Here is a 24,768-nt window from a genome sequence, read left to right as displayed (position 1 = left end):
GACGGGTGGGCAGAAGCACAGCGGGTAGGCCGAAAACACGGTCGAGAATACGACCGGATCACCCAGTGAAACTCTGCCGAGTGAAACGGGCGGCCCATTTTCAGCACCGTGTTACCGGTCACAGTCCGGCGACACGCCTATCGGCTGATTTGATCCGAACCCCTTGAACAATCCTCGGACCTACTTCTAGCGTTACGGCCGTTGCACCAAATGGAGTAGTCGCACTACGACAACTGCACAATCCGGCCGCGTGGTGCCGGATATCGGAGGCGGTCACGAATGGCAGACACGCGCAGACTCCCTGGCCCGAACGCCGACGTGTGGGACTGGCAACTGGAGGGGGCGTGCCGGGGAATGGACAGCGGTTCCTTTTTCCATCCCGACGGGGAAAGGGGACCGGCACGAGCGAGGAGGGAGGCCCGCGCCAAGGCCATCTGCCACACCTGCCCGGTTCTTCGGCTGTGCCGCGAGCACGCGCTGGCCGTCCACGAGCCCTACGGCATCTGGGGCGGCCTGTCCGAAGCCGATCGCGAGGCCATCATCCGGTCACAGAAGCGAGCGCTCACCCTGACCGCTACGTGACCGGATCACCGCGGGCCTGATCGCGGTGCGAGCTGCCACCCGCCGTGCTGGGCGAGTAAGGCGGGTGGCTCACGAAACGGGGCGGCACCCCGCCGGAGTGCCGCCCCGTTTCGCTGTCCGGACTCAGTGGGCGTGGCCGTGGCCCGCCTCGTCATCGTCGTCGTTCTCGGGACGCTCCACCACCGAGCTCTCGGTGGTGAGCACGAGCCTCGCGATCGAAGCCGCGTTGGCCACCGCCGAGCGGGTGACCTTGACCGGGTCGATGATGCCGGCCCCGAGCAGGTCGGTGAGCTCGCCCGTCGCGGCGTTGAGCCCCTCGCCCCACTTCTGGTCCTGCACCTTCGACACGATGACGGCGCCCTCGTGGCCCGCGTTGGACGCGATCCAGCGCAGCGGCGCGGTCAGCGCCTCACGCACGATCTTCACACCGGTGGCCTCGTCGCCGGTGAAGCCGAGGTCGTCCAGCTCCTTCGCGAGGTGGGCCAGCGCCGAACCACCGCCGGGCACGATGCCCTCCTCGACAGCGGCCTTGGTGGAGGCCACGGCGTCCTCGATGCGGTGCTTGCGCTCGTTGAGCTCCGTCTCGGTCGCCGCACCGACACGGATGACCGCCACGCCGCCGCCGAGCTTCGCCAGCCGCTCCTGGAGCTTCTCGCGGTCCCAGTCGGAGTCGGTGGCCTCGATCTCCTTGCGGATCTGCGCGATGCGCGCGTCGAGGTCGTCCTTGGTTCCGGCACCGTCGACGATCGTGGTGACGTCCTTGGTGACCTCGATGCGCCGGGCCGTGCCCAGCACGTCGACCCCGACCTCGGACAGCTTCAGCCCGACCTCGGACGCGACGACCTGGCCGCCCGTCACGACCGCGAGGTCGTCCAGGAACGCCTTGCGCCGGTCGCCGAAGAACGGTGCCTTGACCGCGACCGCGGAGATCGTCTTACGCAGGGCGTTGACCACCAGGGTGGACAGCGCCTCGCCCTCGACGTCCTCGGCGATGATGAGCAGCGGCCGCTTCTCCTCCGCCACCTTCTCCAGCAGCGGGAGCAGGTCCGACAGCGCCGAGATCTTCTCCCGGTGCAGCAGCACGTAGGCGTTCTCCAGGATCGCCCGCTGCTCCTCCGCGTCGGTGGCGAAGTGCGCGGAGACGAAGCCCTTGTCGAACTGCACACCCTCGGTGATGTCGAGGTCGGTGGCGAGCGTGGAGGACTCCTCCACGGTGATGACGCCGTCCTCGCCGACCCGTTCCACGGCCTCGCCGAGCAGCGCGCCGATGGTGGCGTCGCGCGAGGTGACGGTGCCGACCTGGGCGATGTTGTCGCGCCCCTTGACCGGTGTGGCCTTGTTCTTGAGCAGGTCGACGATGCGGTCGGCGGCCGCCTCGATGCCGCGTCCCAGCGCCGCCGGGTTGGCACCCGCGGCCACGTTCCGGAGGCCGACGCGCACCAGCGCCTGCGCCAGCACGGTCGCCGTGGTGGTGCCGTCACCGGCCACGTCGTTGGTCTTGGTGGCCACGTTCTTGGCCAGCTGCGCGCCGAGGTTCTCGAACGGGTCGTCGAGCTCGATCTCGCGGGCGACCGTGACGCCGTCCAGGGTGATCGTGGGGCCGCCGAACTTCTTGTCCAGCACGACGTGCCTGCCGCGGGGCCCGAGCGTCACCTTGACCGCGTCCGCGAGCTTGTCCACCCCACGCTCGAGCGCCCGACGAGCGTCCTCGTCGAAGTTGATCTGCTTTGGCATGAGAAACCTTTCTCCGGTGTCACGCGAAACGCCCCGGACCCCGGCGTGTGCGGGGCCCGGGGCGTGTCGTCGCGGAGCCGGTCGTCAGTTGATGACGGCCAGCACGTCGCGGGCGGACAGGATCAAGTACTCCTCGCCGTTGTACTTGACCTCGGTGCCGCCGTACTTCGAGTAGATGACGACGTCGCCTTCCTTGACATCCACGGGGATGCGGTTGCCCTTGTCGTCGATGCGGCCCGGGCCCACGGCCAGAACCTTGCCCTCCTGGGGCTTTTCCTTGGCGGTGTCGGGGATGACGAGACCGGAGGCCGTCGTCTCCTCGGCCTCGCTCGTCTGGACAACGATCTTGTCCTCGAGCGGCTTGATGTTCACGCTCACCGGTGTGACCTCCACGGGTCTTCCAAAGCGTTGGCAGGTACGTAAATGGATACGGCTCCTACCACCCCGCCGTCGCGGGTGCCGGGGCGTGTGCGGCGCCGTGTAATTAGCACTCTAGCCAGCTGAGTGCTAGCCGCGCAACCAGGGTCGGTCTCGGCTCGCGTCCCAGGTCAGTGAGGTCGCCGTGACGTGGGGCTGGGCCACGACGCTTCCGACGCGGCCACAGAGTTCATCCGTCGATCACCCTGCCGGGGGACAGAGTCCACCCATCAGCGGCACACTGTCCGGGTTCAGGCTGATCGACACCAGGTTGGGAGACGATCCGTGCCCGTATCAGGCGAGAACGACCCTTCGTCCACACACCCGAGCCGCCGCCACGTGCTGCTGGGCGGCGCCGCCCTCGGCGCCGCGGCCGTGTCCACGCTGTCCCCCGTCACCGCCGCGGCCAGCACCGGCCCCGGCCGGCCACCGAAGGGCGACGTGTTCACCCTCGGCGTGGCCTCCGGCGAACCCGAGGCGCACAGCGTGGTGCTCTGGACCCGGCTCGCACCGCGACCGATGGCCGAGGACGGCCTCGGCGGCATGGGCGGGCGCCCGGTGACGGTGCAGTGGGAACTCGCTCGCGACGAGCGGTTCCGCCACGTCGTGCGGCGCGGCCACCAGCGCACCGGCGCCGACGCGGGCTACGCCGTCCACGTGGAGGTCGCGGGGCTCGCCCCGGGCCACGAGTACTTCTACCGGTTCCGGTGCGGGCGGCACCTCTCACCCGCGGGCCGCACCCGCACGACACCCGCCCCCGGCACCCTCGGCGCGGGGATGGTCATGGCCTTCGCGTCCTGCTCCCAGTACGAGCACGGCTACTTCACGGCCTACCGGCACCTCGCCGGCGACGAACCCGACCTGGTGCTGCACCTCGGCGACTACATCTACGAGTACACGCGCGACTCGTACGTCTCTCCCGACGGCAACGTCCGCGACCACCGCGGGCCCGAGACGGAGACCCTCGCGAACTACCGGCAGCGCTACGCCCAGTACCGTGCCGACACCGACCTCCAGGCCGCCCATGCCGTCGCACCGTGGCTCGTGGTGCCCGACGACCACGAGGTCGACAACAACTGGGCCGCCGACGTGTACGAGAAGCCGCACATCCCGCAGCCCGACTTCCTCCGGCGCAGGGCAGCCGCGTTCCGGGCCTACTACGAGAACATGCCGCTGCGCCGCCGCAACCGGCCGCAGGGCCCGGACATCCGGCTGTACCGCACCGTGTCGTGGGGCTCCCTGGCGAACTTCCACATGCTCGACACCCGCCAGTACCGCGACGACCAGGCCTGCGACGACGGATGGAAGGTCTGCGAGGACGCCGCCGACCCGGCCCGGACGCTCACCGGTGACGAGCAGGAGGCGTGGCTGCTGGAGCGGTTCCGCCGGTCCCGGGCCCGCTGGGACCTGCTCGGGCAGCAGGTGTTCTTCGCCCGCAGGATGAACGCGTCGGGCGCGACCAGCATGGACGCGTGGGACGGCTACCGGGGTTCACGAGAGCGGATCAGCGAGGGCTGGCTGGCCGCGGGTGTGCGTAACCCGGTGGTGCTCACCGGCGACGTGCACACGCACTGGGCGAACGAGTTGAAGGCGAACTACGCCGACCCCGACAGCGACGTGATCGGCACCGAACTGGTGACCAGCTCGATCACCTCGGGCGGCAACGGCGCCGACTCCGACCCCGGCGAGGACCCTAACCTGCGCCGCAACCCGCACATCAAGTTCTTCAACGCCCAGCGCGGTTACGTACGCACGCGCCTCACGCGCGACGAGCTGCGGGCCGACTTCCGCGTCGTCGACTACGTCACCGAGCCGGGCGCGCCCGTGCGAACCCGCGCGTCGTTCAGCGTCGCCGACCGCCATCCCGGGCTGACCGAGGTCCTGCCGCGCTGACGGGCACGGCTGTCACAGCGAGATGGTGCTGACCGGCAACGCCGGGTCGGCCGACACCTCCAGCGCACTGGGCGCGCACCCCGCCGAGACCAGGTGTGCGCCCAGTGCGGCGATCATGGCCCCGTTGTCGGTGCAGAGCCTCGGCCGAGGTATCCGCAGCTCGATGCCCGCGTCGGCGCACCGCTGCGCGGCCAGTGCCGCCAGCCGCGAGTTCGCCGCGACACCACCGGAGATCACGAGCGTGCCGATCCCCGACTCCGTGGCCGCACGGACCGCCTTGGCCGTGAGCACGTCCGCGACCGCCTCCTGGAAGGACGCGGCGACATCGGCCACCGGGACGTCCTCACCGCGCGCCTGCGCCGCCTCCACCCAGCGGGCCACCGCTGTTTTCAACCCGGAGAACGAGAAGTCGTACGCGGCGTCGCGCGGCCCCGTCATGCCGCGCGGGAACGCGATGGCGTCCGGAGCGCCCTCCCGCGCCGCCCTATCGATGGGCGGGCCGCCCGGGTAGGGGAGGTCGAGCACCCGCGCCACCTTGTCGTAGGCCTCGCCTGCCGCGTCGTCGACCGTGGACCCGATCTCGGTGATCTTGCCGGCGATGTCGTCGACGCGCAGCAGCTGCGTGTGCCCGCCGGACACCAGCAGCGCCAGCGACGGCGCGGGCAGCGGACCGTGCTGCAGCGTGTCCACGGCGATGTGCCCGGCGAGGTGGTTGACGCCGTACAGCGGGACGTCCAGCGCGGCGGCGTACGCCTTCGCCGCCGACAGTCCCACCAGCAGCGCACCGGCCAGTCCCGGGCCCGCGGTGACGGCGACGGCGGACACGTCCGACATCCGCAGCCCGGCCGTGTCGAACGCGCGGTGCACCGTCGGCACCATCGCCTCCAGGTGCGCGCGGCTGGCAACCTCGGGCACCACCCCGCCGAAACGCGCGTGCTCGGCCACGCTGCTGGCGACCTCGTCGGCGAGCAACTCGACCGTGCCGTCGTCGTGCAGGCGGACCAGCCCGACGCCCGTCTCGTCGCACGAACTCTCGACACCCATGACGATCCGGGACATCAGCCCGCCACCTCCTGCGTGCGGCGCGCCGGCCGCACCATCGTGTACGCGTCGGCGCCCGAGGGCTGGTAGTAGCGCCTGCGCAACCCCACCCGCTCGAACCCGTAACGCTCGTACAGCGCGATCGCCGTGTCGTTGTCGGTCCGTACCTCCAGCACCACCGGCGCGGCCAGCTCGTCGGCCCGCGCCAGCAGCGCCCGCAGCATCGCGGTGCCGACCCCGTGGCCCTGGTGGTCGGGATGCACGGCGATGGTGTGCAGGCCGGTCTCCCAGTCCCCCGGCGCGCCCATCACCGCAAGGCCCGCGTACCCCACGAGCCGGTCGTGCTCGTCGAGCGCGGCGACATAGTGTCCGCCCGCGTCGAGTTCCGCGTGGAACGCGCCCGCGCTCCACGGGCTGTCGCCGGAGAACAGCAGGCGTTCGAGCTCCACACAGGCTCGGATGTGGCGGCGGCGGAGCGGCTCCAACTTCACGACGCGCTCACCCGCTTCCGCGCGCCCGGCACGGCGGCGTCCGGCCTGCGCAGGTACAGCGGTGTCAACGGCGCGGGAGCCTCGCTCGCGCGGATCGCGGTCGCCGCCGTGCGCGCCAGCCCGGCAGGGCTCGGGTGCGCGTGCTCGACGCGCCGTGCCGCGGGGTCGAGCGCCGCGGGCGCCGCGACCTCGGGGCCGCGCGAACGGTGCCCCTCGCGGTCGTAGGCGGCCCAGTACACCTCACGGCGCCGGGCATCGGTGACCACCAGAAACGGCGCGTCGGCACCGTCGGCGACCGCGTCGGAGGCGATGGCGTCCAGGCTGCACACCGGGTAGGCGGGGACGTCCAGGCTGTCGGCCAGCGCGGCAGCGGTGACGATGCCCGCGCGCAGGCCCGTGAACGGGCCGGGACCCACGCCGCACACCACGGCGGCCAGGTCGCGCAACGTCGCACCGGCCCGGCTCACGGCGTCGAGCACGTGCGGCGTGAGCAGCTCGCCGTGCGCGCGGGCGTCATGGGTGACGCGCTCGGCGAGCACGGTGACCCGCTCGGAACCCAGCTCGACGACCCCGGCCGTGACCGCGGGCGTGGCGGTGTCGATGGCGAGAACAAGCACCCTCCGAGCCTACGACCAGCGCCGGGCGAGCGGCCCGCGGGCCGGGGACCGCGTTTAGCCCGCTAAACGCGGTCCCCGGGAGTACGCCACGGTCACGGGCCACGAACGCGTTTCGCCCGCGAAACGCGGCGAGTAGTCGCCGCCAGGCCCGCCCCGCCGCCGCCGGCGGCGGGGCGGATCGCGTTTAGCCCGCTAAACGCGATCCGGCGACCCGGGCCGCCCACGCGCCGTGCGGTTCGAGCGTGACCACGCGGACGTCGTCGGGGCGGCGGTCGAGCCGGACGACGAGGTGGTCCTCCGCGAGCCGCTCGGCCATCCCCTCACCCCATTCGACGACGAGCGCCGCGCGCTCCAGCTCCGTGTCGAGATCCAGATCGTCGAGCTGCGCGAGATCACCGCCGAGCCGGTAGGCGTCGGCATGCACCAGCGCCACCCCGGACTCACCCGCCGGGTGGGCCCGCGCCAGCACGAACGTTGGCGAACTGACCCGGCCGGACACCCCCATGCCCGCCGCGATGCCCCGCGCCATGGTCGTCTTCCCCGCACCCAACGGTCCCGCCAGCAGCACGAGATCACCCGCGCCGAGAAGTTGGCCCAGCTCGCGCCCGAATCGCATCGCGTCCTCGGGCGTCGGCAGTTCGACACTCAGCTGCGCCACCACGTGTTCCTCCGTGTCTTTCCCGCGCCGTCACCGCCGCACCGCCGCACCAGATCGGCCAGGTGCCGGTTGACGACCTCCGCTTCCTCCATGTGCACCATGTGCCCCGCCCCTTCGACCCGGACGAGCCGGGCGCGCGGCAGCTCGGCGGCGATGCGCTCCGCATGGGCGAACGGGGTGAGCCGGTCGGCGTCGCCACCGATCACCACGACGTCGGTGTGCTTCAGCCCGGCCAGCGCCGCGTACCGGTTGTGACTACCGAGTGTGTCGACGAAGTGGGAGAGCTGCCGCACCGGCGCCTCACCCAGCATGTCGAGCATGAAGTCGACCAGGTGCGAATCGACGTCCCGTGCGCCGAACGCGAGCCTGCGCACGGCGGCCCTCGTCAGCTGCCCGCCGGCCGCGCGGACGAACTCCACCAGACCTGGTTGCCACTCGGCCAGTTCCCCGACACCGCGCATGAGCGGGTTGTACTTCGAGAGCAGTGACCGGGGAAGGCCGTGCGCACCGATCTCCCCCGCCGCGGTCGCGATCAACGCGACCCCCTGGATGCGCTCCGCGAACAGGTCGGGGTAGGACTGCGCCAGTTCCATGATCACCATGCCCCCCATCGAGTGCCCCCACAGCACGACGGGCGTGTCGGGCGCGGCGGTACGCAGGACCGCGTGCAGGTCCACGGCGAGCTGCTCGATCGTGCTGCGCTGCGCGTCCGCCGAGGCGGACTGGCCGTGACCACGGTGGTCGTAGTAAACGTGCCTGGCACCGGGCAGCAGGGTTCCCGCCAGGTCACGCCGCTGGAGATACCAGCTGCGCCGCGACAACGCGAAGCCGTGCACGCCGACGACGGTGACGGCGGCGCGATGCCCGTCCAGCGGTTCGATCTCCTCCACCGCCAGCGGCGCACCGTCGTCGGCGGCCACGGTGGCGGTGCGATCGGTACGCGAACCGGCGAACGGCCCCTCGACGGTGGCGTCGTCCCCGGAACGGGACATCACGAACCGTCCCCCTCCGCACCGACGTAGCGGCGACGGACACGCGGCCGATACATCCCGGTGACGATCTCGTAGTCGATGGTGCCGATGGTGTTCGCCCAGTCGGTGGCTGTGGGAGTCCCGCCCTCACCAGTGGTGAACAGCACCACTTCGGCCCCGACATCGGGTTCGTGGTCGCCGCAGTCGACGACGAGCTGATCCATGCACACCCGCCCGGCCACGGGCCGCCGCGACCCGTCCAGCCACACGCTCAGCCGGCCCGACAGCGTGCGCGGCACCCCGTCGGCGTATCCCACCGGCACCAGCGCCAACGTGGTGTCGGCGGATGCGGTCCAGGTGTGCCCGTACGACACCGACTCGCCCGCACTCACCCGCTTGGTGAGCACGACACTCGACCGGAACGTCATCGCGGGTGTCAGGTCCTCGGACTGGGGCACGGGATTCAGCCCGTACACCGCGATTCCGGGCCGCACCAGGTCGAAGTGCAGGTCGGGCCGGGTCAGCGTCGCGGCGGAGTTCGCCAGGTGCCGTAACGGCGACAGCCCCGCGTCGATCGCCACGGCGTGCGCGGCGGCGAACCGCTCGGCCTGGGCGTCGACGGAGGGGTGTCCGGGTTCGTCGGCGCACGCGAGGTGCGACCACATGCCCACGACCTCGATCGCGTCCTCCGCCGCGGCGGCCTTGACCAGCGCGGGCCAGAGGTCAGGGGGACATCCGTTCCGCGACAGCCCGGTGTCGATCTTGAGGTGCACGCGGGCGCGGCACCCGGCCCGTGCGGCCGCTCCCGCGACCCGCGCCAGCTCACCGGCGGAACTGACCGACAGGTCGATGTCGTGCGTCACGGCAGCGTCGAAGTCCGCGGCCGGAGTGTCGAGCCAGCTCAGCACCCGCGCCGTGAACCCGGCCTCACGCAGGGCCAGCGCCTCCTCCACGGAGGCCACTCCCAGCCAGGTGGCACCCGCGTCGAGGGCGGCCCTCGCCACCGGGGCGGCACCGTGGCCGTAGCCGTCGGCCTTCACCACGACCATCGTCTCGGCGCCCGACCGCGCCGCGCGCGACGCGAGCAGCCGGACGTTGTGGCGCACCGCTTCGAGGTTCACCACCACCTCGGCACGGGGCGACGACGTGCCCCTCACGGGGACACCCCACGGGACATGATCACGTGCCTCCTCGTCGGCGCCGGGACACTCGTGACAGTGCCCCGGCTCATGCAGCCAATGTACCCACCGGCCCCTCAAACACCGTGCACGCGCTGCCGCACCTCGGCATACCGGCCCCGAAGGCGTTCGCCCTCGGCGGCGTCACCCGCGTCCGGTTCGGGCAGCCGCACCGCGGAACCGTCTCCGCCCCACGCGGGCGGTTCCGCCGTGGCGGCCCGTGCCCACGCGGCCTGGCGCGCGGCGCCGATCGCCACGTGCTCGCGCGGCTCGGGCACGACCACGGGGACCCCGAACACGATCGGAGCCACGGCGCGGACACTCGCGGACTGCGCCGCCCCACCGGTCAGCAGCACGCGCCGGACGGTGATGCCGTGCTCGCGTACCGCATCGAGCCCCGCCGCCAGGCCGCACAACATGCCCTCGACCGCCGCACGCGCCACGTTCTCCGGCGTCATGGTGGCGCGGCGCAGGCCGAACAGCGAACCTGCGGCGTCCGGGAGGTTGGGGGTGCGCTCACCGTCGAGGTACGGCAGCAACGTCAACCCGCCCGCGCCCGGGGCTGCGGCCAGCGCCAGGCGGTCGAGCCCGGCCAGGTCGACGCCGAGAAGCCCCGCGGTCGCGGTCAGCACCCGCGCCGCGTTGAGCGTGCACGCCAGTGGAAGGAACCGCCCTGTGGCGTCCGCGAAGCCCGCGACGGTGCCCGTCGGGTCGGCGGCGGGGGTCTCGCTCACCCCGAACACCGTGCCGCTCGTGCCGAGGGAGACAACGACATCACCCTCACCCGCCCCGAGCGCGAACGCGGCCGCCATGTTGTCTCCGGTTCCCGCGGACACGAGCGTGCCGTCCGAGGTGTACCCAGCCACACCCGCGGGCTCCAACACGCGCGGCAACTCCGGGTGACGTCCACCGAACGCCCGGGTGAGGATGTCGGCGCGATACTCGCCTTTAGCGGGCGAAAAGTAGCCGGTGCCCGAGGCATCGCCACGGTCGGTGACCGGCTCACCGCCCACGAGGCGCCATGTCAGCCAGTCGTGCGGCAGCATGACCCGCGCCACGCGGTCGGCCCGATCGGGCTCGTGCTCGGCAAGCCAGCGCAACTTGGTCACCGTGAAGCTCGCCACCGGTACCGAGCCGATCGCCTCGGCCCACGCCTGTGGCCCTCCGAGTTCCGCAGTGAGGTCGGTGGCCGCCTGCGCCGAGCGCGTGTCGTTCCACAGCAGCGCAGGCCGCACCACCTCGTCGTCGTCGTCCACGGTGACCATGCCGTGCTGCTGGCCCGCGACACCGATCGCGGACACGCCGTCGAGAAGGCCATCCGTCGCGGAGGTCAGCGCCGACCACCACTCCGCAGGCGCCACCTCGGTCGTGTCGGGATGCTCGGCGCGACCGCTGCGCACCACCGCGCCCGTCCGGGCGTCGCACACCATCACCTTCGTCGACTGCGTGGACGAGTCGACGCCCGCCACCAGAACCTCGTTGTTGGTCATGGCTCCGAGCTTGACTGCTGCGCACCGTCCCCGTCCACGTCCGCAACGACTTTCGGGCCCGCCGCGGCCGGGTGTACCGCATTTAGCGGGCTAAATGCGGTACACGGCCCCCGCGACGGCCGCCACACGCTGGCTATAGTCGCGGCGGGTGAGGCGAGGAGACGCGATGGGCTACGCGCGGTACGTCGCCGTCGGCGACAGTCAGACCGAAGGCGTCGGCGACCCGGACGGCGACGGCGGTTGGCGCGGGTACGCGGACCGGCTCGCGGAGCACCTTGCCGGTGTCGGACCGGACGTGCGCTACGCCAACCTCGCCGTCCGTGGCCGCCGCGCGCACCAGGTGCGCGCCGAACAACTCGCCGCCGCCGTCGCCTTGCGACCCGATCTCGTGACGGTCGTGGCCGGGATGAACGACCTGATCCGGCCCTCGTTCGCCGCCGACAAGGTCGTCGCATCCCTGGCCGACATGTTCGCCGCGCTCACGGCCACGGGAGCATGTGTGGCGACCGTCACTTTTCCCGACCTCGCGCTCCTCGCGCCGGTCCTGCGGCCCCTCCGGCACCGGGTACTGGACCTCAACGCGGGTATCCGCACCGCAGCGGCCCGGCACGGCGTCGTCGTCGTGGACACCTTCGGCTACGCCGTCACCACGGACCCCCGGTTGTGGAACGCCGATCGCATCCACGCGAGTCCGCTCGGTCACGCACGCATCGCCGCCGCCTTCGCCGACGCCCTCGGGCTCCCCGGCAGCGACGGCACCTGGTCCCGGCCCCTCCCCGGAGCCCACACCCCGTCGGTCGCGCGCACCGTCGCGGCGGAGCTGAGGTGGATGACGTCGTTCGCCGGGCCGTGGCTCTACCGCCGCGTGCGGCGCCGCCCCTCCGGCGACATTCTGCCCGCGAAACGACCCAGGCTCACGGCCGTCACGCCGCCAGCGCGCGGGCCTGCCTGATCGCGTCGGGAATCGCCGCCAGCACACCCGATGCCGAGGTGGGGGCTCCGCGGGCGGCCAGCTCGCCGGCCCGCGCGTGCACGTCGGCGCCCACGGCCGCGGCCAGCCACGGCTCCAGCCCCGACGCCAGCAACGCCCCGATCACGCCCGAGAGCACGTCACCGGATCCGGCCGTGGCGAGCCACGCGCCCCTCGGCCGGTTCACGACGACCCGCCCGCCGGGTTCGGCGACCAGCGTGCGGTGCCCCTTCAACAGCACCACCGCCCCGAGCCGCCGCGCCGCCCGCCGCACCGCACCCACCCGGTCGGGGCCGGGCGCCGAGCCGGTCAGTCGCGCGAACTCCCCGTCGTGCGGAGTCAGCAACAACGGTGTGGCCGGGTCACGGGCGTCGAGCACGTCAGGGTGCGCCGCGATGAGCGTGATGGCATCCGCGTCGGCGCATACGGGCACGCCCTGGGCCAGCGCGTACGCGAGCTGGTCCCGGCCCTGCCGTCCCGTGCCGATCCCCGGGCCAACCACCCACGCCTGCACGCGACCGGCATCGGTGATCGAGCCGGTGGCGACGACCTCGGGCCAGTGGGACCGCACCACGTCGGCGGCGGGACCGGCGTAGCGCACCATTCCCGCTGTCGCACGGACGGCGGCCGCGGCGGCCAGCACGGCCGCCCCGGGATAGGTCGCCGAGCCCGCCGCCACACCGGTGACTCCCTGGGTGTACTTGTCGTCCGCAGGCCCCGGCAGCGGCCATGCGGCGGCGACGTCGGCCGCGTCCAGCTGTCGCAGCTCCGGTTCCCCCAGCTCACCGCCGAGACCGATGTCCACCAGCGTGGTGTCACCGCAGTCCTGCGGATTCAGGACGTGTACGGGTTTGAGCGCACCGAACGTGACCGTCGCCGTCGCGCGCACGGCCGGGCCGGTGACCGCTCCGGTGTCGGGATCCACGCCGCTCGGCAGATCCACCGCGAGCACGGGCGCGGACACCCGCGCGAACACCGCTTCGGCATCGGGCCGCAACGGACCACGCGCGGAGATGCCCACCACACCGTCGATGACGAGGTCCGCTCCGGCCACGTCGACGGACTCCGCTGAGCCCGTCCTGCCGCCAGCGCGCCGAAGCGCGGCCAGGCCCTCCGGATGCGTGCTGTCCGGGCGCAACAGCACGGCTGTCACCGCCACACCCCGGCGTCGCAGGAAGTATCCCGCCCACAGTGCGTCGCCACCGTTGTTGCCCGCCCCCGCGACCAGCACCACGCGGGTTCCGGCGACCCGGCCCGCGTACCGCGTCAGCAGCGCGGCGGCGCGCACGGACACCCCGTACGCCGCACGCCGCATCAGCGCGCCCTCCGGGGTGACGGCCAGCAGCCGCTGTTCGGCCGACCGCACGTCAGCCGTGGTCCAGACGCCGCGCACGGTGCCGCTACTCGACCGTGACCGACTTGGCGAGGTTGCGAGGCTTGTCCACGTCGTAACCGCGCGAACGCGCGATTTCGGCCGCCAGCACCTGTAACGGTACCGTCGACACGAGCGGCTGTAGCAGCGTCGGCACCGCGGGCACCTCCACCAGTTCGTCCGCGAACGGCCGCACCCGCTCGTCGCCCTCCTCCGCGATCACGATCGTGCGGGCGCCACGCGCCTGGATCTCACTGATGTTCGACACCATCTTGGCGTGCAGCACTGCCCGGCCCTTCGGCGACGGCATCACCACCACCACCGGCAGTTCGTCCTCGATCAACGCGATGGGGCCGTGTTTCAGCTCGCCTGCCGCGAAACCCTCGGCGTGCATGTAGGCCAGTTCCTTCAGCTTCAGTGCGCCCTCCAGCGCCACCGGGAAGCCCACGTGCCGACCCAGGAACAGCACCGCACGCGAGTCGGCCATCCGGCTACCGAGGTCACGGACCTGGCCCACCGTGGCCAGCACCTTCGCCACGGCCGACGGCATGGCCTCCAGTTCGCCGAACTCCCGTGCCACCTCGTCCGGGTACTTCGTGCCCCTGGCCTGCGCGAGCGCCAGCCCCACCAGATAGTTGGCCGCCACCTGCGCGAGGAACGCCTTCGTGGAAGCCACGCCGATCTCCGGGCCGGCGTGGGTGTACAGCACGGCGTCCGACTCACGCGGGATCTGCGCACCGTTCGTGTTGCAGACCGCCAGCACCCGCGCCTTCTGTTCCCTCGCGTGACGCACGGCCTCCAAGGTGTCGGCCGTTTCTCCCGACTGCGACACCGCGACCACGAGCGTGTCGCGGTCCAGCACCGGATCGCGGTAGCGGAACTCGCTGGCCAGCTCCACCTCCACCGGCAGGCGGCACCAGTGCTCGATGGCGTACTTCGCGACCAGCCCGGAGTGGTACGCGGACCCGCACGCGACGACGAAGACCTTGTCCACGTCCCTGAGGTCCTGGTCGGACATGCGCTGCTCGTCCAGCACGATCCTGCCGGACCGGAAGTGCCCCCTCAGCGTGTTGGCCAGCGCGTCGGGCTGCTCCTCGATCTCCTTGAGCATGAAGTACTCGTGGCCGCCCTTCTCCGCCGCCGACAGGTCCCAGTCGACGGTGAAGGGCTTACCGTGCGCGGGATCGCCGTGGAAATCCGTGACGTCGTAACCATCACGCGAGATCACCACGAGCTGGTCCTGCCCAAGCTCCACCGCGTCGCGCGTGTGCTCGATGAACGCGGCGACGTCGGACGCGACGAAGGTCTCCCCCTCGCCCACTCCGACCACCAGCGGTGACGACCGGCGGGCCGCCACCACCTGGTCGGGCTGGTCGGCGTGGGTGACGACGAGCGTGAACGCCCCGTCGAGTTTGCGGCACACCGCCCGCACACTGGCCGGTAGATCTCCCGCCGTGCTGCCGTGGTCGTACTCGCGGGCGATGAGGTGCGCGGCGGTCTCGGTGTCGGTGTCACTGCTCAACTCGACGCCGGAGTCCTCAAGTTCGGCGCGGAGCGCGGCGAAGTTTTCGATGATGCCGTTGTGGACGACCGCGACCCGGCCCGCGGTGTCGCGGTGTGGATGTGAGTTGCGGTCGATCGGGGCGCCGTGGGTGGCCCACCGGGTGTGGCCCATGCCGGCAGTGCCCGCGAAGGCGCCGTGGCCCGCGTCGTCGAGCGCGCTCACCAGGTTGGCGAGCCGGCCCGCCTTGCGCTCCACCACGAGCCCGTCGGCCTGAGTGAGCACCGCGACTCCCGCCGAGTCGTAACCGCGGTACTCCATGCGGTGAAGACCACCGAGCACCACGTCCAGAGCCTGCCGATGGCCGACATATCCCACGATTCCACACACGCCCCTCAGCGTAACGACACGAAGAACCGCCGCATCCCGGGCACGGTGAGGCGCGTTTAGCCCGCTAACTGCGCCTCACCGGGGCGAGGCAGACGCAGTTAGCGGGCTAAACGCGCTCCACCCGGCTTCACGCCGCGGGCGCAGGAGGGGTCCGGGCGCCGCTGCTGGGGGTGTGCCCGGTCGGCTACTCTCCTGCCATGGCGAGCACGGCGAAGCGGTTACTCGAAGAGCTCTCCCACCAGGGCCCGCACGACGTTCTGCGCGGCGACCTGGCGCTCGTCGGCCTCCCGGGCGTGGTGTTCACGCCGCGCACAGGGCTGAACCTTCCGGCCGTCGCCTTCGGGCACGGCTGGGTACAACCGCCGGGCCGCTACCACGGTCTGCTGCGCCACCTGGCGAGCTGGGGCATCGTGGCCGCCGCACCCGCGACCCACCGCGGCGCGCTACCCTCACACCGGCTGTTCGCGGCCGATCTCGGCAGCACTCTGGAGATCGTGACCACGCTGCGCCTGGGCGTCGACGGCATCAGCGTGGACCGCACCAAGCTGGGTGTCGCAGGACACTCGGTCGGTGGCGGCGCCGCAGTTCTGGCCGCCGCTCCCGGCGACGGCACCGGGCCGGAGGTCAAGGCCGTCGCCACGGTCGCGGCGGCGCAGACCATTCCCCCGGCCACCACAGCGGCTCTCACCATCACCGCACCGGGGCTGCATCTCGCGGGAGACTCCGACCTGATCGCACCGGCCAGCGGCAACGCCGAGGCGATCAGCAAGGCGTGGGCCGGCCCGGTGCAGCTGCGTACGATCCCGAAGATGACCCACCTGGGCGTGACCGAGGGCACCCACTGGAGTCAGGCCCTGCTCCAGGGCAAGCCGCAGCACTCGGTCCAGCGCCGGGTTCGTGCTCTGTTCACGGCGTTCTTCCTGACGAAGCTGACCGGCGACAAGACCTACCGTGAGCTGTTCGACGCGGACCTGAAGGCAGCTCCCGTGACCTACGACGACCGGACGGCACGGCCCGCACCGGCTCCCGCGTAGCGCGGCCTACTGCAACCAGTTGTTGTTGGAGAAGTCGTCGTCGTCGAAGTCGTTCGACGGCCGTGCCGCCCGCCGCGGCGGCGGTGTGGGCTGAGGCCGGGGCGTTTCCAATGCCGATGTCGGCGTCGGTGCGGGAGGCTGCGGCGGCGGCGCCGAGGGCCTGGGCTCCGTCTCCTCCTCCTGACCGGTGAAGCGGTAGGTGGCCTCGCGCGATTCCGGGCGTTGTAGCCACTGGTTCTTCGCGGCCGGTTCTTCTTTGGCGTCCTTGGCCTGCTCGCGCTTCTCCTCCGCCCGGCGGTGCAGTTCCTCGACCCGGCGTTCCGCGGCCTCCCGGCGTTCGCGCCCCCGGCGCGCGATCTCCTCGGACTGGCGGCGTGCGCTCTCGGCGAGCCGGGAGGACCGTGCTTCCGTTCGGGCTTGCAGCTGGGCGAGTCGCTCGGCGAGTGTCGGGGCGTTCGTCATGGCTGTCCGCCTTTCCTCAGCGGCTGAATCGGACAGGTACGTCCGCCGCGTCGTCGCCGATCGAACCGCTGATGCGCACCGCGCTGGTCATGCTGTCGAAGATGTTGCCCTCGATGCGGTATGCGCTGGAGGCTCGCTCCTGGTCACCGCTCTGGCCCCCACCGGCACCACCGCCCATGCCGCCCATCATGCCCATGCCGCCTCCGGAGGCCGGAGCCGCACCGCCGCCCTGCGACATCCCCGTCGGGGCGTCCCCACCTGGGGCCGTACCGAGATTGGCGCCGGAGGGCGTGGACTGACTTTGCGCCCCGGCATCCGGGTCACCACCCAGTGCGCTGCCCCCACCACCTCCGCCGGAGGTGGAGCCGCCGCCGTCACTGACCGCCGAGACATGTGTCGCACCAGCCGAATCGCCGCTGTCCACGGACTCGCCCCCGGAACCCGTGTCGCCTCCGGCGACGCTGCCGAGATCGCCGCTCAACGACGAAGCGGCCGCGGGCGCCGCCGCGGCGGCGGGCTGTGGCGATTCCGGCGATTCCGGCGATTCCCGCGCTTCCCGCGATTCCGTTGCTTCCGGCCACGCGGCGTCGGAGGCGGTGTGCTCGCCGAGCGTGCCCGCGGCGCCATCAGGAGTGCCACCACCGGCACCGCCCGGTGCGGACGCCGAATCCGTCCAGCGCCCCGGCTCGCCCGCGGCACCACCTTCCGCGGGCAAAGTGTTGACACCCGCGTGCTCGCCCGCACCCTTGGCGCCGCCGAGCGTGTAGCTCACCGGCTCACCCTGACCATCGGCCACCGTCACGCGCGTGGGTCCGTCAGGACCGTCGGGCTGCTCGGCCGTGATCGTCAGGTCGCCGTCCTCGATGCGGATCGTGCCGTCCTCGCCCGGCCGATACACCCGCTCGCCGGCCTCCCCAGCCCCCTCCGGGCCGAAGGACGGGTCCTCACCCGGGCTGTCGGCACCCTCGGCTGCGCCGTCCTCGGCACCGAAGTCGAGCCGGTACTCGCCGAGTTCTCCCTCGCCTCCCTCGACGGTGAGGGCCATCTTCCCCTCGGCGTCGGGCTCGGTCATCGTGAACCGGTTGCCGCCCTGTTCCACGGTGAGCTGTTCCCTGCCGCCGGCGTCCGTGATCGCGTCACCGGTCTCGGGATCGATGGGATACGGCTCCCCCGTCTCTGGATCGAGCGCCAGGTCCTCCCCGGTCACCGGGTTCGTGCCCCCGGGCTGGTCCGGGATCAGATCCTCCGCGCTCGGGACATCGCCGCCGCCCGCACCGGGGCCTCCTCCGCCCGGCATCCCGCCGCCCGGTGCGCCACCGCCAGGCATTCCCCCACCGGGTGCGCCGCCGCCGGGCATCCCACCGGGGCCGGACCCGCCCGGCGCCTGTGGCTGGCCGATCTCCGCGTCACCCGCGTCCGCCTCAGCGAACGGATCGGGCTCCAGCGGCTGCGTGAGCGACGCCAAGGTCTCGGCGTACACCCCGTCGATGCACTGCACGTACTCCGCCGCCTGGGCATGGAACTGGTCGGCGCGGGCACGATAATCCGAACAGAAGTCGGTGAGGCTGGCTTCGGCCTCACGCAGGTGGGTTTCCATGGCCTCGACCACCTCGCCGAACAGCCACTTCCCCCGCATTTCCTCCACCTGCGCGGGCAAGGCGGTCATGCTGGCGATGTACTCGTCGACCTGCTGTGGCGACAGCCCGGCGATCGTCCCGTCCTGGTACAGACTAAGAACCTGCTGCGTGAAGTTGACGACGTTGCGTTCCAGGACCTCCACGCAGTCGCCCAACGACCCCGGCGCGTCACTCAGCGCCTGCGCGAGTGTGTCCGCCGCCTTCGACATACCGTCGTTGACCTGCTTTGCGGCCGCCTTCGCATCCCCGGTCCAGTCGGCGGTGCCGTCGCCCCATGCGGAGTCCAACGCCTCCGACGCTCCCTCGACGTCGCCGTGCGCCGCCGTCAGCATGTCGGCGTCCGCCCGGAAAGCCGCGAAGTCGATGCCGCGGAGCTCGCCGATACCGCTGCGGACGCTCTGCGGATCGATCCCGGTGTGCGGATACGTTGCGGCAGAGCCCTCGCCCTGTTCCGCGGCGGCATCGCCCAGCGACACCGGTCGGTACTGTTCGGGGTCCTCGGGTGTGTGATCGCCGATCAACTCCCGAGCCTGCTGGAACCGGGGGTAGAAGTCGTCGAACAGCCGCAGCGCGGGCTCGGCCTGATCGAGAACCTCGTCGGAGGTGGAGTAGCCGCCCTGGCCGACGGCCTCCTTCGCGCGGCTGACGTCGCCCTGGTTATTCTGGCGTTCGGCCGTACCGAGGGCCGTGCGTGCGTTCTCGAGGTTCTCCTTGTAGTCCCGGCCGCCGAACGCAACGTCGACGGGGTCGGCTCCGACCTCCGGTGCGTACTGGCCGATCTCTTCCTCGGAGAGCCGCCCCGCGTTCGACAGCGCGTAGAGGAAATTGTTCTTGACCTCTGCGGACACGTCAGGGTCGTCGAGTATCTGCCGCATGTGGTCCAGCTCCTGCGACGAGAACTCCTCGTGCGCCGCGAGCTTCTGTTGTTGCCGCTGCATCGGGTTGAGCAGGACCACCCGTCACACCTCCTTCGAGGCGATCATGTCGCGGCTGACGGCCTCACCGTCCTCATAGGCTTTTGCGGCCTGCGAGAGTTTGCCGCCGAGTTCACCGGCCCGCTCGCCGTAGGTGGTGACGCAGTCCCGGTAGCGCCCGATCACGTCCGAATAGGTGGAGGCAACGTGTGAGAAGGCCCGGCCGACCTGCGCCGTGGACACCCCGGCCTCGAGCTTGCTTCCAGCGGAAGCCAAGTCGTCACTCACCTGGGTGTACGCCGTCCCGGCCGCGTCCAGCCTGCCCGGATCGACTGTCTGCCCGCCCGCCACGATTCCCCCTCGCGTTCTCGATGGACACGTCTCCGTTCGACGCACCGCGAGACCACCCGGTGCCGCCGACAACGCACCGAGGTTACCGATTCACCCGACCGGCCGGGGCGGTTGACCGCATTTAGCGGGCTAAACGCGCACTGGCGGGCTCAGCCGACCGAGGCGACGACTCCGGCCAGCCGGTCCGCGGCCGCTTGTGCTGTCTCCGCGTCAGGGGCCTCCACCATCACCCGGACGAGTTGCTCGGTGCCGGAAGGACGGAGCAGGACCCGGCCTTCGTCACCGAGTTCGGCCGAAACCGCGGCCACTGCGGCCTTGACCGGTGGCTCATCGGCGACCGTGTTCTTGTCGGTGACCGGCACGTTGAGCAGGACCTGCGGCAACCGGCGCATCACGGCGGCGAGTTCGCGCAGCGGCTTGCCCGTGTCCGCGACCCGGCTCATCAGACGCAAAGCCGTGAGCAGCCCGTCTCCGGTGGTGGCGTGACCGGGCAACACCACGTGGCCGGACTGTTCGCCACCGAGTGAGAACCCACCCGCGCGCAGTTCCTCCAGCACATAACGATCACCGACGGCAGTCACCCGGACGGCGACATCGTGGTCCCGCATGGCGAGGTGCAGGCCGAGATTGCTCATGACGGTCGCCACAAGCGTGCCACCGGCGAGTTCACCCGATTCCGCCATGGCGACCGCGAGCACCGCCATGATCTGATCCCCGTCCACGAGATCGCCGTCGGCGTCCACCGCGAGGCACCGATCCGCGTCCCCATCGTGGGCGATGCCCAGGTCGGCACCGTGCTCCAGCACCGCCGCCCGCAGCACCTCGGGGTGGGTGGAGCCACAGGCGTCGTTGATGTTCACACCGTCAGGTTCGGCATGCAGCGCGATCACTTCCGCGCCTGCCTTGCGATACGCCTCCGGCGCGGCCGCCGCCGATGCCCCGTTGGCGCAGTCCACAACGATCCGCAACCCACCCAACGACGTCGGCGTCGCGTCGAGCAAATGAGCGACGTAGCGGTCGACCGCGTCCGGGACATCCGACACCCGGCCGATCTGTGCTCCGGTCGGGCGCGGCCCGGTGGCCTCCAGCCCGTGCTGGATCTCGTCCTCGATACCGTCCGGAAGCTTGTGTCCGCCGTCACCGAACAGCTTGATGCCGTTGTCGGGCATCGGGTTGTGGGACGCGGAGATCATGACCCCGAGGTCGGCGGACAGCTCACCCACCAGGTGCGCGACCGCCGGGGTTGGCAGCACGCCCACGCGCAGTACGTCAGCGCCGGCCGAGGCCAGCCCGGCCACGACCGCGGCCTCCAGCATCTCGCCGCTCGCGCGGGGGTCCCTCCCGACGACAGCCACCGGGCGGTGGGAGCGATCGTGAGCAGCGAGCACACGGGCGGCGCTGGCGGCGACGGCCAGTGCCAACTCGGGGGTGAGCTCGTCGTTGGCGAGCCCCCGCACCCCGTCCGTGCCGAAAAGGCGAGCCATATCCGTCGACCTCCGTCTTCGCGAGCACAAGCGAACCGACCACAACAACCTAGCCACTCCACGATGCCCGCCCCGACCCCTGTGGGCCACCGGACCGCGTTTCGCCCGCGAAACGCGGTCCGCCCACCCAGGCGACTTTCGCGGGCAGAACGCGGTCGGCCAGCCCAGCTAACGGGTCCGGAAACAAGCCAAGCGCCCACCCGAGTAACGGATGGGCGCTTGGAGTGGGAGTCGCGTCAGCGCTTGCTGTACTGCGGCGCCTTGCGAGCCTTCTTCAGGCCGTACTTCTTCCGCTCGGTCGAACGTGCGTCCCGCGTCAGGAAGCCAGCCTTCTTGAGGGCGGGACGGTCGTCACCGTCGATCTCGGAAAGAGCCCGCGCGATAGCGAGCCGCAGCGCACCGGCCTGGCCGGAGATGCCGCCACCATCCAGGTTCGCGTGGATGTCGAACGCCTCGGGCTTCTCGACGGTGACCAGCGGCTCACGGATCAGCTGCTGGTGGACCTTGTTCGGGAAGTACTGCTCGAGGCTCTTGCCGTTGAGCGTGAACTCGCCGCTACCCGGAACCATGCGCACACGGACGACCGCCTCTTTGCGACGGCCGACCGTCTGCGCGGTGCCACCGGCAGCGCGAGACGGCTTCGGAGCGACGGGCGTCTCGGTGGTCACGACCGCGTCGGCAGCGGCCTCGGTCTCGGTGCTGGTCACAGACTGTTCCTCACTCACTGGGTCACCTGAGCGATCTTGGTGATCTCGTGCGGCTGGGGCTGCTGCGCGGTGTGCGGGTGCTCCGGCCCGGCGTAGACCTTGAGCTTCTTCGCCTGGGCGCGGCCCAGCTTGTTCTTCGGCAGCATGCCCTTGACGACCTTCTCGACGAGCCGCTCGGGGCGGGTGTCGAGCAACTCGCCGAACGAGCGCTTCCGCAGGCCGCCGGGGTAACCGCTGTGCCGGTACGCGAACTTCTGCTCGCGCTTCTTACCGGTGAGCGCCACCTTGTCGGCGTTGACGATGATGACGAAGTCACCGGTGTCCACGTGCGGGGCGTAGGTGGGCTTGTGCTTGCCGCGCAGCAGCATGGCGACCTCGGTCGCGAGCCGGCCGAGCACGACATCCTCGGCGTCGATCACGTGCCAGGCACGAGTGACATCGCCGGGCTTAGGGCTGTACGTGGGCAAGGGTCTACCTCGTCGTCAACTTGCTTGTGGGGTCCATGCTGGCTTGGCGCGTGCAGCTCATGCGCGCACAACAACTTACGAAGATACCCGGTCGCCGAAAGGAGGGTGAACCCGGGGTACCCGGACCCCACGACATACTAGTCTCTCCCGCAGCGCCGACCGCGATGTCACCCAGGGGGATGAACGATGAGAAATCGACTACTCAGAGTCGTCGCACTGGGTGCTTCCTTGGTTCTGATCGCCGGTTGCTCCGCCGGGCGCGTCGGTAAGCCTATCCCGGACGGGGACGAGGTCGCCCAGTACGTCGGTGGCAAGTTCACCGCCACACTCGAACGCCTGGACGACGATCTCGGCAACACCGAGCCGCGCAAGAGTCGGCTGCGTTCGTTCATGCGCGTCGGGGAACTCAAGACCGACAGCACCGTCACCGCCATCCAACTCGGCAACCCGGCCGACCGCCTGTACAAGAACCACTCGAACCGGGACTCCGCCGACTACCGGGACTACTTCCTCCCGGCCGGCAGCGACGTCGAGTACGTCCTGTTGGGCCCGGACTACGCCGAACTGGCGCCGACGCCCTGGGTGTCCATGCCGGACAAGTCGGAGGGACTGGACATCTGCTTCTGGGGTGGTTACCTCACCGTGTGCAAGATCTTCAGCGCGGTGACCCGGTCCATGCAGGACAACTCGGTGGACAAGACCGCGAAGAGCCTCGCCGACGGCAGCACCGAACTCACGACCGGCGTCTCTCTGCGCGTGTTCCTGGAGGAACGCATCGTGGTGATCCCCGACTGGCTGGTGGACGAGATCGGCGAACCACTTCTCGACAAGATGGTCGACACGCGAATACTGCTCAGCCCCGAAGGTGAACTGAAAGAGATCGAGATGACCGGGCTGCTTGCCGAGGGCGGCAACGAGGTCGAGATCAAGCAGCATTACGAGGTCCTCGAAGCACCGACGGAGCACGAGATTCCCTCCGTACCGCCTGACGACGAGGTGACCGCGCTCACCACGGACGCGGAGGTCGACGAGTTCTACGACGGAATGGCCGAGATCACCAGCAGCCGCGAGTGACCGCCCCACGCCCGTTCGAGCGCACGAGGAAGAGACCCATGACACAGCCACCGGGACAGCCCCACCAGTGGTGGCAGCCGCAGCCTCCCGGCAGCGGCGGGCCGCCGCACCCCGGCCCGCAGGGCCACTCGCAGGCACCGGGCCCGCCGTACAGCCCGGGCTACGGCGGCACGTTCTCCTCCGAGTACGGCGGTTTCGGTGCCTTCGACAACAGTTCGCCCGCTAAACGCGGTAAGTCGCGCAAGCCGTGGGTCATCGGCGCCGCCGTGCTCGTCGTGCTGAGTGGCGCCGGTGGTGTCACCGCGTGGCTGACCGGGGCGTTCACCGGGGAGGTACTCGACCAAGCGGCCCTGCACGAGGGCGTCGCGTCGGTGCTGACCGACAGCTACGGCGAGCATGATGTCGCCAACGTTCGCTGCCCCGCCGACCAGCAGATCACCACGGGGCACACATTCGACTGCACCGTCGACGTGGCAGGCAGTCCCAGGACGGTGAGCATTCGAATCCTCAACGACGAGCCTCAGTACGAGGTCGGAGCACCTCGCTGAGCGAGCACAAAAAGACCGGGCCCGCCAGCGGCGAGCCCGGTCTCTGTGCGAGTCCGATCAGAACATCCCCTGGATGCCCTTGTCGGTCGCCTGGTAGCCGTCGGCGATCTGCGGCAGCGCGGTCGCGATCTGGGCCAGCACCTGCTTCATCTCGTCCAGCGACTGGTTCCACTCGTTCTGGCACTGCTGCCACGCCTCCATGGCGTCACCGCTCCAGGAGTCGACCAGCGGAGCCAGCCGAGACCGAAGGTCCTCGAACAGCGCTTCCAGCTCCGAGCCGGTGCGCTGGCAGTCCTCGGAGGCCGTGTGGATGGTGGCGTAATCAACAACGATGCCGTTCGGCATGGTTCCTCCCGTTCAGAAAAGCGTAATGAGGGTCGAGGTGGTGTGACTCAGAGACCGCTGAGCGTGTTGCCGATGTTGCTGATGGCGGAGTTCTGCTCCTCTTCCGCCTGCTGGTACTTCACACCGGACTGCTGCAGCAGCTCACCAATGTTGGCGAGCGCCTCGTTCAGCTTGCGGGTCTTCTCGTCGAAAGCGTTCATGACGTTCTGGAACGCCTTCGCCGCCTCGCCCTGCCAGCCGGCCTGCGTCGCCTCGATGTTGCTGCGCAGCTGGTTCAGGTTCTGGTCCATCGACCCCTTGATCTGGTCGACGTCCTGGTACGCCTGCTGGAACTGCTCCGGTGTCCCGGTGAAACCGCCTGCCATCGGGTCCTACCCCCTTCGCTCGTGGTTGCCGTACCTCGTTCGTACTGGCTCTACGACGGAGACAGTGCCATGCCC

At 70.8% G+C, this 24,768-nt stretch carries 25 protein-coding genes; 6 read left to right on the top strand and 19 right to left on the bottom strand.

Going from position 1 to position 24,768, the window contains the following annotated elements:
- Nucleotides 1-279: 279 nt before the first annotated feature.
- Nucleotides 280-582, top strand: a complete 303-nt coding sequence (locus tag FFT09_RS10720) for a WhiB family transcriptional regulator (protein WP_024876276.1) — start codon at nucleotides 280-282, stop codon at nucleotides 580-582.
- Nucleotides 583-705: 123 nt separating this feature from the next.
- Here FFT09_RS10720 and groL read toward each other — a convergent pair whose 3' ends face one another.
- Together groL and groES are read right to left on the bottom strand one after the other, a co-directional pair.
- Nucleotides 706-2,316 carry a chaperonin GroEL gene (gene groL, locus FFT09_RS10715; protein WP_138382532.1) on the bottom strand — a complete coding sequence of 537 codons (1,611 nt, stop codon included), beginning with the start codon at nucleotides 2,314-2,316 and terminating at the stop codon, nucleotides 706-708.
- An 84-nt stretch (nucleotides 2,317-2,400) separates the two neighbouring features.
- Nucleotides 2,401-2,694 carry a co-chaperone GroES gene (groES, locus tag FFT09_RS10710; protein ID WP_024876278.1) on the bottom strand — a complete coding sequence of 98 codons (294 nt, stop codon included), beginning with the start codon at nucleotides 2,692-2,694 and terminating at the stop codon, nucleotides 2,401-2,403.
- A gap of 324 nt (nucleotides 2,695-3,018) precedes the next feature.
- On the opposite strand from groES, the gene FFT09_RS10705 reads away from it, so the two are divergent.
- Entirely contained in the window at nucleotides 3,019-4,626 is a 1,608-nt protein-coding gene (locus tag FFT09_RS10705; RefSeq protein ID WP_138382531.1) for an alkaline phosphatase D family protein, read from the top strand.
- A gap of 12 nt (nucleotides 4,627-4,638) precedes the next feature.
- On the opposite strand, the gene tsaD is transcribed toward FFT09_RS10705, so the two are convergent.
- From tsaD to xylB, 7 genes are all read right to left on the bottom strand, one after another.
- A complete protein-coding gene (gene tsaD, locus FFT09_RS10700; protein WP_081193344.1) occupies nucleotides 4,639-5,685 on the bottom strand; it encodes a tRNA (adenosine(37)-N6)-threonylcarbamoyltransferase complex transferase subunit TsaD in 1,047 nt (348 codons plus the stop codon).
- Nucleotides 5,685-6,158, bottom strand: coding sequence for a ribosomal protein S18-alanine N-acetyltransferase (rimI, locus tag FFT09_RS10695; protein WP_024876281.1), 474 nt, complete (start codon nucleotides 6,156-6,158; stop codon nucleotides 5,685-5,687). Before rimI ends, tsaD begins: the two co-directional genes overlap by 1 nt.
- Nucleotides 6,155-6,775: a tRNA (adenosine(37)-N6)-threonylcarbamoyltransferase complex dimerization subunit type 1 TsaB gene (gene tsaB / locus FFT09_RS10690; RefSeq protein WP_138382530.1), complete on the bottom strand. Its 621-nt coding sequence runs from the start codon at nucleotides 6,773-6,775 to the stop codon at nucleotides 6,155-6,157. The genes rimI and tsaB overlap by 4 nt, the downstream gene beginning before the upstream one ends.
- A 184-nt stretch (nucleotides 6,776-6,959) precedes the next feature.
- A complete protein-coding gene (gene tsaE / locus FFT09_RS10685) occupies nucleotides 6,960-7,433 on the bottom strand; it encodes a tRNA (adenosine(37)-N6)-threonylcarbamoyltransferase complex ATPase subunit type 1 TsaE (RefSeq protein WP_138382529.1) in 474 nt (157 codons plus the stop codon).
- The gene (locus FFT09_RS10680) at nucleotides 7,421-8,425 is read right to left on the bottom strand and encodes an alpha/beta fold hydrolase (protein ID WP_081193340.1); all 1,005 of its coding nucleotides are present in this window, start codon (nucleotides 8,423-8,425) and stop codon (nucleotides 7,421-7,423) included. Before FFT09_RS10680 ends, tsaE begins: the two co-directional genes overlap by 13 nt.
- A complete protein-coding gene (gene alr, locus FFT09_RS10675) occupies nucleotides 8,425-9,561 on the bottom strand; it encodes an alanine racemase (RefSeq protein WP_138382527.1) in 1,137 nt (378 codons plus the stop codon). Before alr ends, FFT09_RS10680 begins: the two co-directional genes overlap by 1 nt.
- A 98-nt stretch (nucleotides 9,562-9,659) precedes the next feature.
- On the bottom strand, nucleotides 9,660-11,072 hold the full coding sequence (gene xylB / locus FFT09_RS10670; protein ID WP_138382526.1) for a xylulokinase: 1,413 nt from the start codon (nucleotides 11,070-11,072) through the stop codon (nucleotides 9,660-9,662).
- A 166-nt stretch (nucleotides 11,073-11,238) separates the two neighbouring features.
- Between xylB and FFT09_RS10665 the strand changes: the two genes are divergently transcribed.
- Nucleotides 11,239-12,024: an SGNH/GDSL hydrolase family protein gene (locus tag FFT09_RS10665; protein ID WP_081193334.1), complete on the top strand. Its 786-nt coding sequence runs from the start codon at nucleotides 11,239-11,241 to the stop codon at nucleotides 12,022-12,024.
- Here FFT09_RS10665 and FFT09_RS10660 read toward each other — a convergent pair.
- Both FFT09_RS10660 and glmS read right to left on the bottom strand, forming a co-directional pair.
- Complete coding sequence (locus tag FFT09_RS10660) at nucleotides 11,996-13,435, bottom strand: NAD(P)H-hydrate dehydratase (RefSeq protein WP_081193332.1); 1,440 nt, start codon at nucleotides 13,433-13,435, stop codon at nucleotides 11,996-11,998. The two genes, FFT09_RS10665 and FFT09_RS10660, sit on opposite strands and share 29 nt — an antisense overlap.
- Before the next feature lie 7 nt (nucleotides 13,436-13,442).
- On the bottom strand, nucleotides 13,443-15,305 hold the full coding sequence (glmS, locus tag FFT09_RS10655; protein WP_081193330.1) for a glutamine--fructose-6-phosphate transaminase (isomerizing): 1,863 nt from the start codon (nucleotides 15,303-15,305) through the stop codon (nucleotides 13,443-13,445).
- 197 nt (nucleotides 15,306-15,502) lie between these two features.
- On the opposite strand from glmS, the gene FFT09_RS10650 reads away from it, so the two are divergent.
- Complete coding sequence (locus tag FFT09_RS10650) at nucleotides 15,503-16,339, top strand: poly(ethylene terephthalate) hydrolase family protein (RefSeq protein ID WP_138382525.1); 837 nt, start codon at nucleotides 15,503-15,505, stop codon at nucleotides 16,337-16,339.
- Between the two features lie 6 nt (nucleotides 16,340-16,345).
- Here the strand turns inward: FFT09_RS10650 and FFT09_RS10645 are convergent, their stop codons facing one another.
- The 6 genes from FFT09_RS10645 to rplM form a co-directional block, all read right to left on the bottom strand.
- The gene (locus tag FFT09_RS10645) at nucleotides 16,346-16,801 is read right to left on the bottom strand and encodes a hypothetical protein (protein ID WP_081193326.1); all 456 of its coding nucleotides are present in this window, start codon (nucleotides 16,799-16,801) and stop codon (nucleotides 16,346-16,348) included.
- 16 nt (nucleotides 16,802-16,817) lie between these two features.
- Entirely contained in the window at nucleotides 16,818-19,394 is a 2,577-nt protein-coding gene (locus FFT09_RS23060) for a WXG100 family type VII secretion target (RefSeq protein ID WP_244231296.1), read from the bottom strand.
- Nucleotides 19,395-19,397: 3 nt separating this feature from the next.
- Nucleotides 19,398-19,703 (bottom strand): type VII secretion target, encoded by a 306-nt coding sequence (locus FFT09_RS10635; protein WP_024876293.1) that lies wholly within the window; start codon nucleotides 19,701-19,703, stop codon nucleotides 19,398-19,400.
- 149 nt (nucleotides 19,704-19,852) lie between these two features.
- Nucleotides 19,853-21,187: a phosphoglucosamine mutase gene (gene glmM, locus FFT09_RS10630; RefSeq protein WP_024876294.1), complete on the bottom strand. Its 1,335-nt coding sequence runs from the start codon at nucleotides 21,185-21,187 to the stop codon at nucleotides 19,853-19,855.
- 236 nt (nucleotides 21,188-21,423) lie between these two features.
- A complete protein-coding gene (gene rpsI / locus FFT09_RS10625) occupies nucleotides 21,424-21,894 on the bottom strand; it encodes a 30S ribosomal protein S9 (RefSeq protein WP_037335027.1) in 471 nt (156 codons plus the stop codon).
- Between the two features lie 14 nt (nucleotides 21,895-21,908).
- A complete protein-coding gene (gene rplM / locus FFT09_RS10620; protein ID WP_024876296.1) occupies nucleotides 21,909-22,361 on the bottom strand; it encodes a 50S ribosomal protein L13 in 453 nt (150 codons plus the stop codon).
- Between the two features lie 186 nt (nucleotides 22,362-22,547).
- On the opposite strand from rplM, the gene FFT09_RS10615 reads away from it, so the two are divergent.
- Together FFT09_RS10615 and FFT09_RS10610 are read left to right on the top strand one after the other, a co-directional pair.
- On the top strand, nucleotides 22,548-23,435 hold the full coding sequence (locus tag FFT09_RS10615) for a hypothetical protein (protein WP_081193324.1): 888 nt from the start codon (nucleotides 22,548-22,550) through the stop codon (nucleotides 23,433-23,435).
- Between the two features lie 38 nt (nucleotides 23,436-23,473).
- Nucleotides 23,474-23,983 (top strand): DUF4333 domain-containing protein, encoded by a 510-nt coding sequence (locus FFT09_RS10610; protein ID WP_138382524.1) that lies wholly within the window; start codon nucleotides 23,474-23,476, stop codon nucleotides 23,981-23,983.
- Between the two features lie 57 nt (nucleotides 23,984-24,040).
- Here FFT09_RS10610 and FFT09_RS10605 read toward each other — a convergent pair whose 3' ends face one another.
- Nucleotides 24,041-24,328, bottom strand: a complete 288-nt coding sequence (locus tag FFT09_RS10605) for a WXG100 family type VII secretion target (RefSeq protein WP_024876299.1) — start codon at nucleotides 24,326-24,328, stop codon at nucleotides 24,041-24,043.
- A 47-nt stretch (nucleotides 24,329-24,375) separates the two neighbouring features.
- Nucleotides 24,376-24,693 carry a WXG100 family type VII secretion target gene (locus tag FFT09_RS10600; RefSeq protein ID WP_081193320.1) on the bottom strand — a complete coding sequence of 106 codons (318 nt, stop codon included), beginning with the start codon at nucleotides 24,691-24,693 and terminating at the stop codon, nucleotides 24,376-24,378.
- Between the last annotated feature and the right edge of the window lie 75 nt (nucleotides 24,694-24,768).

This window comes from Saccharomonospora piscinae, assembly GCF_005862235.1.
Classification (GTDB): Bacteria; Actinomycetota; Actinomycetes; order Mycobacteriales; family Pseudonocardiaceae; genus Saccharomonospora; species Saccharomonospora piscinae.
Note: the sequence above shows the minus strand (reverse complement) of the source record. Positions and strands in the feature narration are given on the sequence as shown.

What these genes read in the sequence shown, in the direction of transcription:
- FFT09_RS10605 (WP_024876299.1), bottom strand. Translation starts at nt 24,328, where the DNA reads ATGCCGAACGGCATCGTTGTTGATTACGCCACCATCCACACGGCCTCC.
- glmM (WP_024876294.1), bottom strand. Translation starts at nt 21,187, where the DNA reads ATGGCTCGCCTTTTCGGCACGGACGGGGTGCGGGGGCTCGCCAACGAC.
- FFT09_RS10680 (WP_081193340.1), bottom strand. Translation starts at nt 8,425, where the DNA reads ATGTCCCGTTCCGGGGACGACGCCACCGTCGAGGGGCCGTTCGCCGGT.
- FFT09_RS10600 (WP_081193320.1), bottom strand. Translation starts at nt 24,693, where the DNA reads ATGGCAGGCGGTTTCACCGGGACACCGGAGCAGTTCCAGCAGGCGTAC.
- FFT09_RS10610 (WP_138382524.1), top strand. Translation starts at nt 23,474, where the DNA reads ATGACACAGCCACCGGGACAGCCCCACCAGTGGTGGCAGCCGCAGCCT.
- FFT09_RS10615 (WP_081193324.1), top strand. Translation starts at nt 22,548, where the DNA reads ATGAGAAATCGACTACTCAGAGTCGTCGCACTGGGTGCTTCCTTGGTT.
- xylB (WP_138382526.1), bottom strand. Translation starts at nt 11,072, where the DNA reads ATGACCAACAACGAGGTTCTGGTGGCGGGCGTCGACTCGTCCACGCAG.
- FFT09_RS10720 (WP_024876276.1), top strand. Translation starts at nt 280, where the DNA reads ATGGCAGACACGCGCAGACTCCCTGGCCCGAACGCCGACGTGTGGGAC.
- FFT09_RS10650 (WP_138382525.1), top strand. Translation starts at nt 15,503, where the DNA reads ATGGCGAGCACGGCGAAGCGGTTACTCGAAGAGCTCTCCCACCAGGGC.
- groL (WP_138382532.1), bottom strand. Translation starts at nt 2,316, where the DNA reads ATGCCAAAGCAGATCAACTTCGACGAGGACGCTCGTCGGGCGCTCGAG.
- FFT09_RS10645 (WP_081193326.1), bottom strand. Translation starts at nt 16,801, where the DNA reads ATGACGAACGCCCCGACACTCGCCGAGCGACTCGCCCAGCTGCAAGCC.
- FFT09_RS10665 (WP_081193334.1), top strand. Translation starts at nt 11,239, where the DNA reads ATGGGCTACGCGCGGTACGTCGCCGTCGGCGACAGTCAGACCGAAGGC.
- tsaD (WP_081193344.1), bottom strand. Translation starts at nt 5,685, where the DNA reads ATGTCCCGGATCGTCATGGGTGTCGAGAGTTCGTGCGACGAGACGGGC.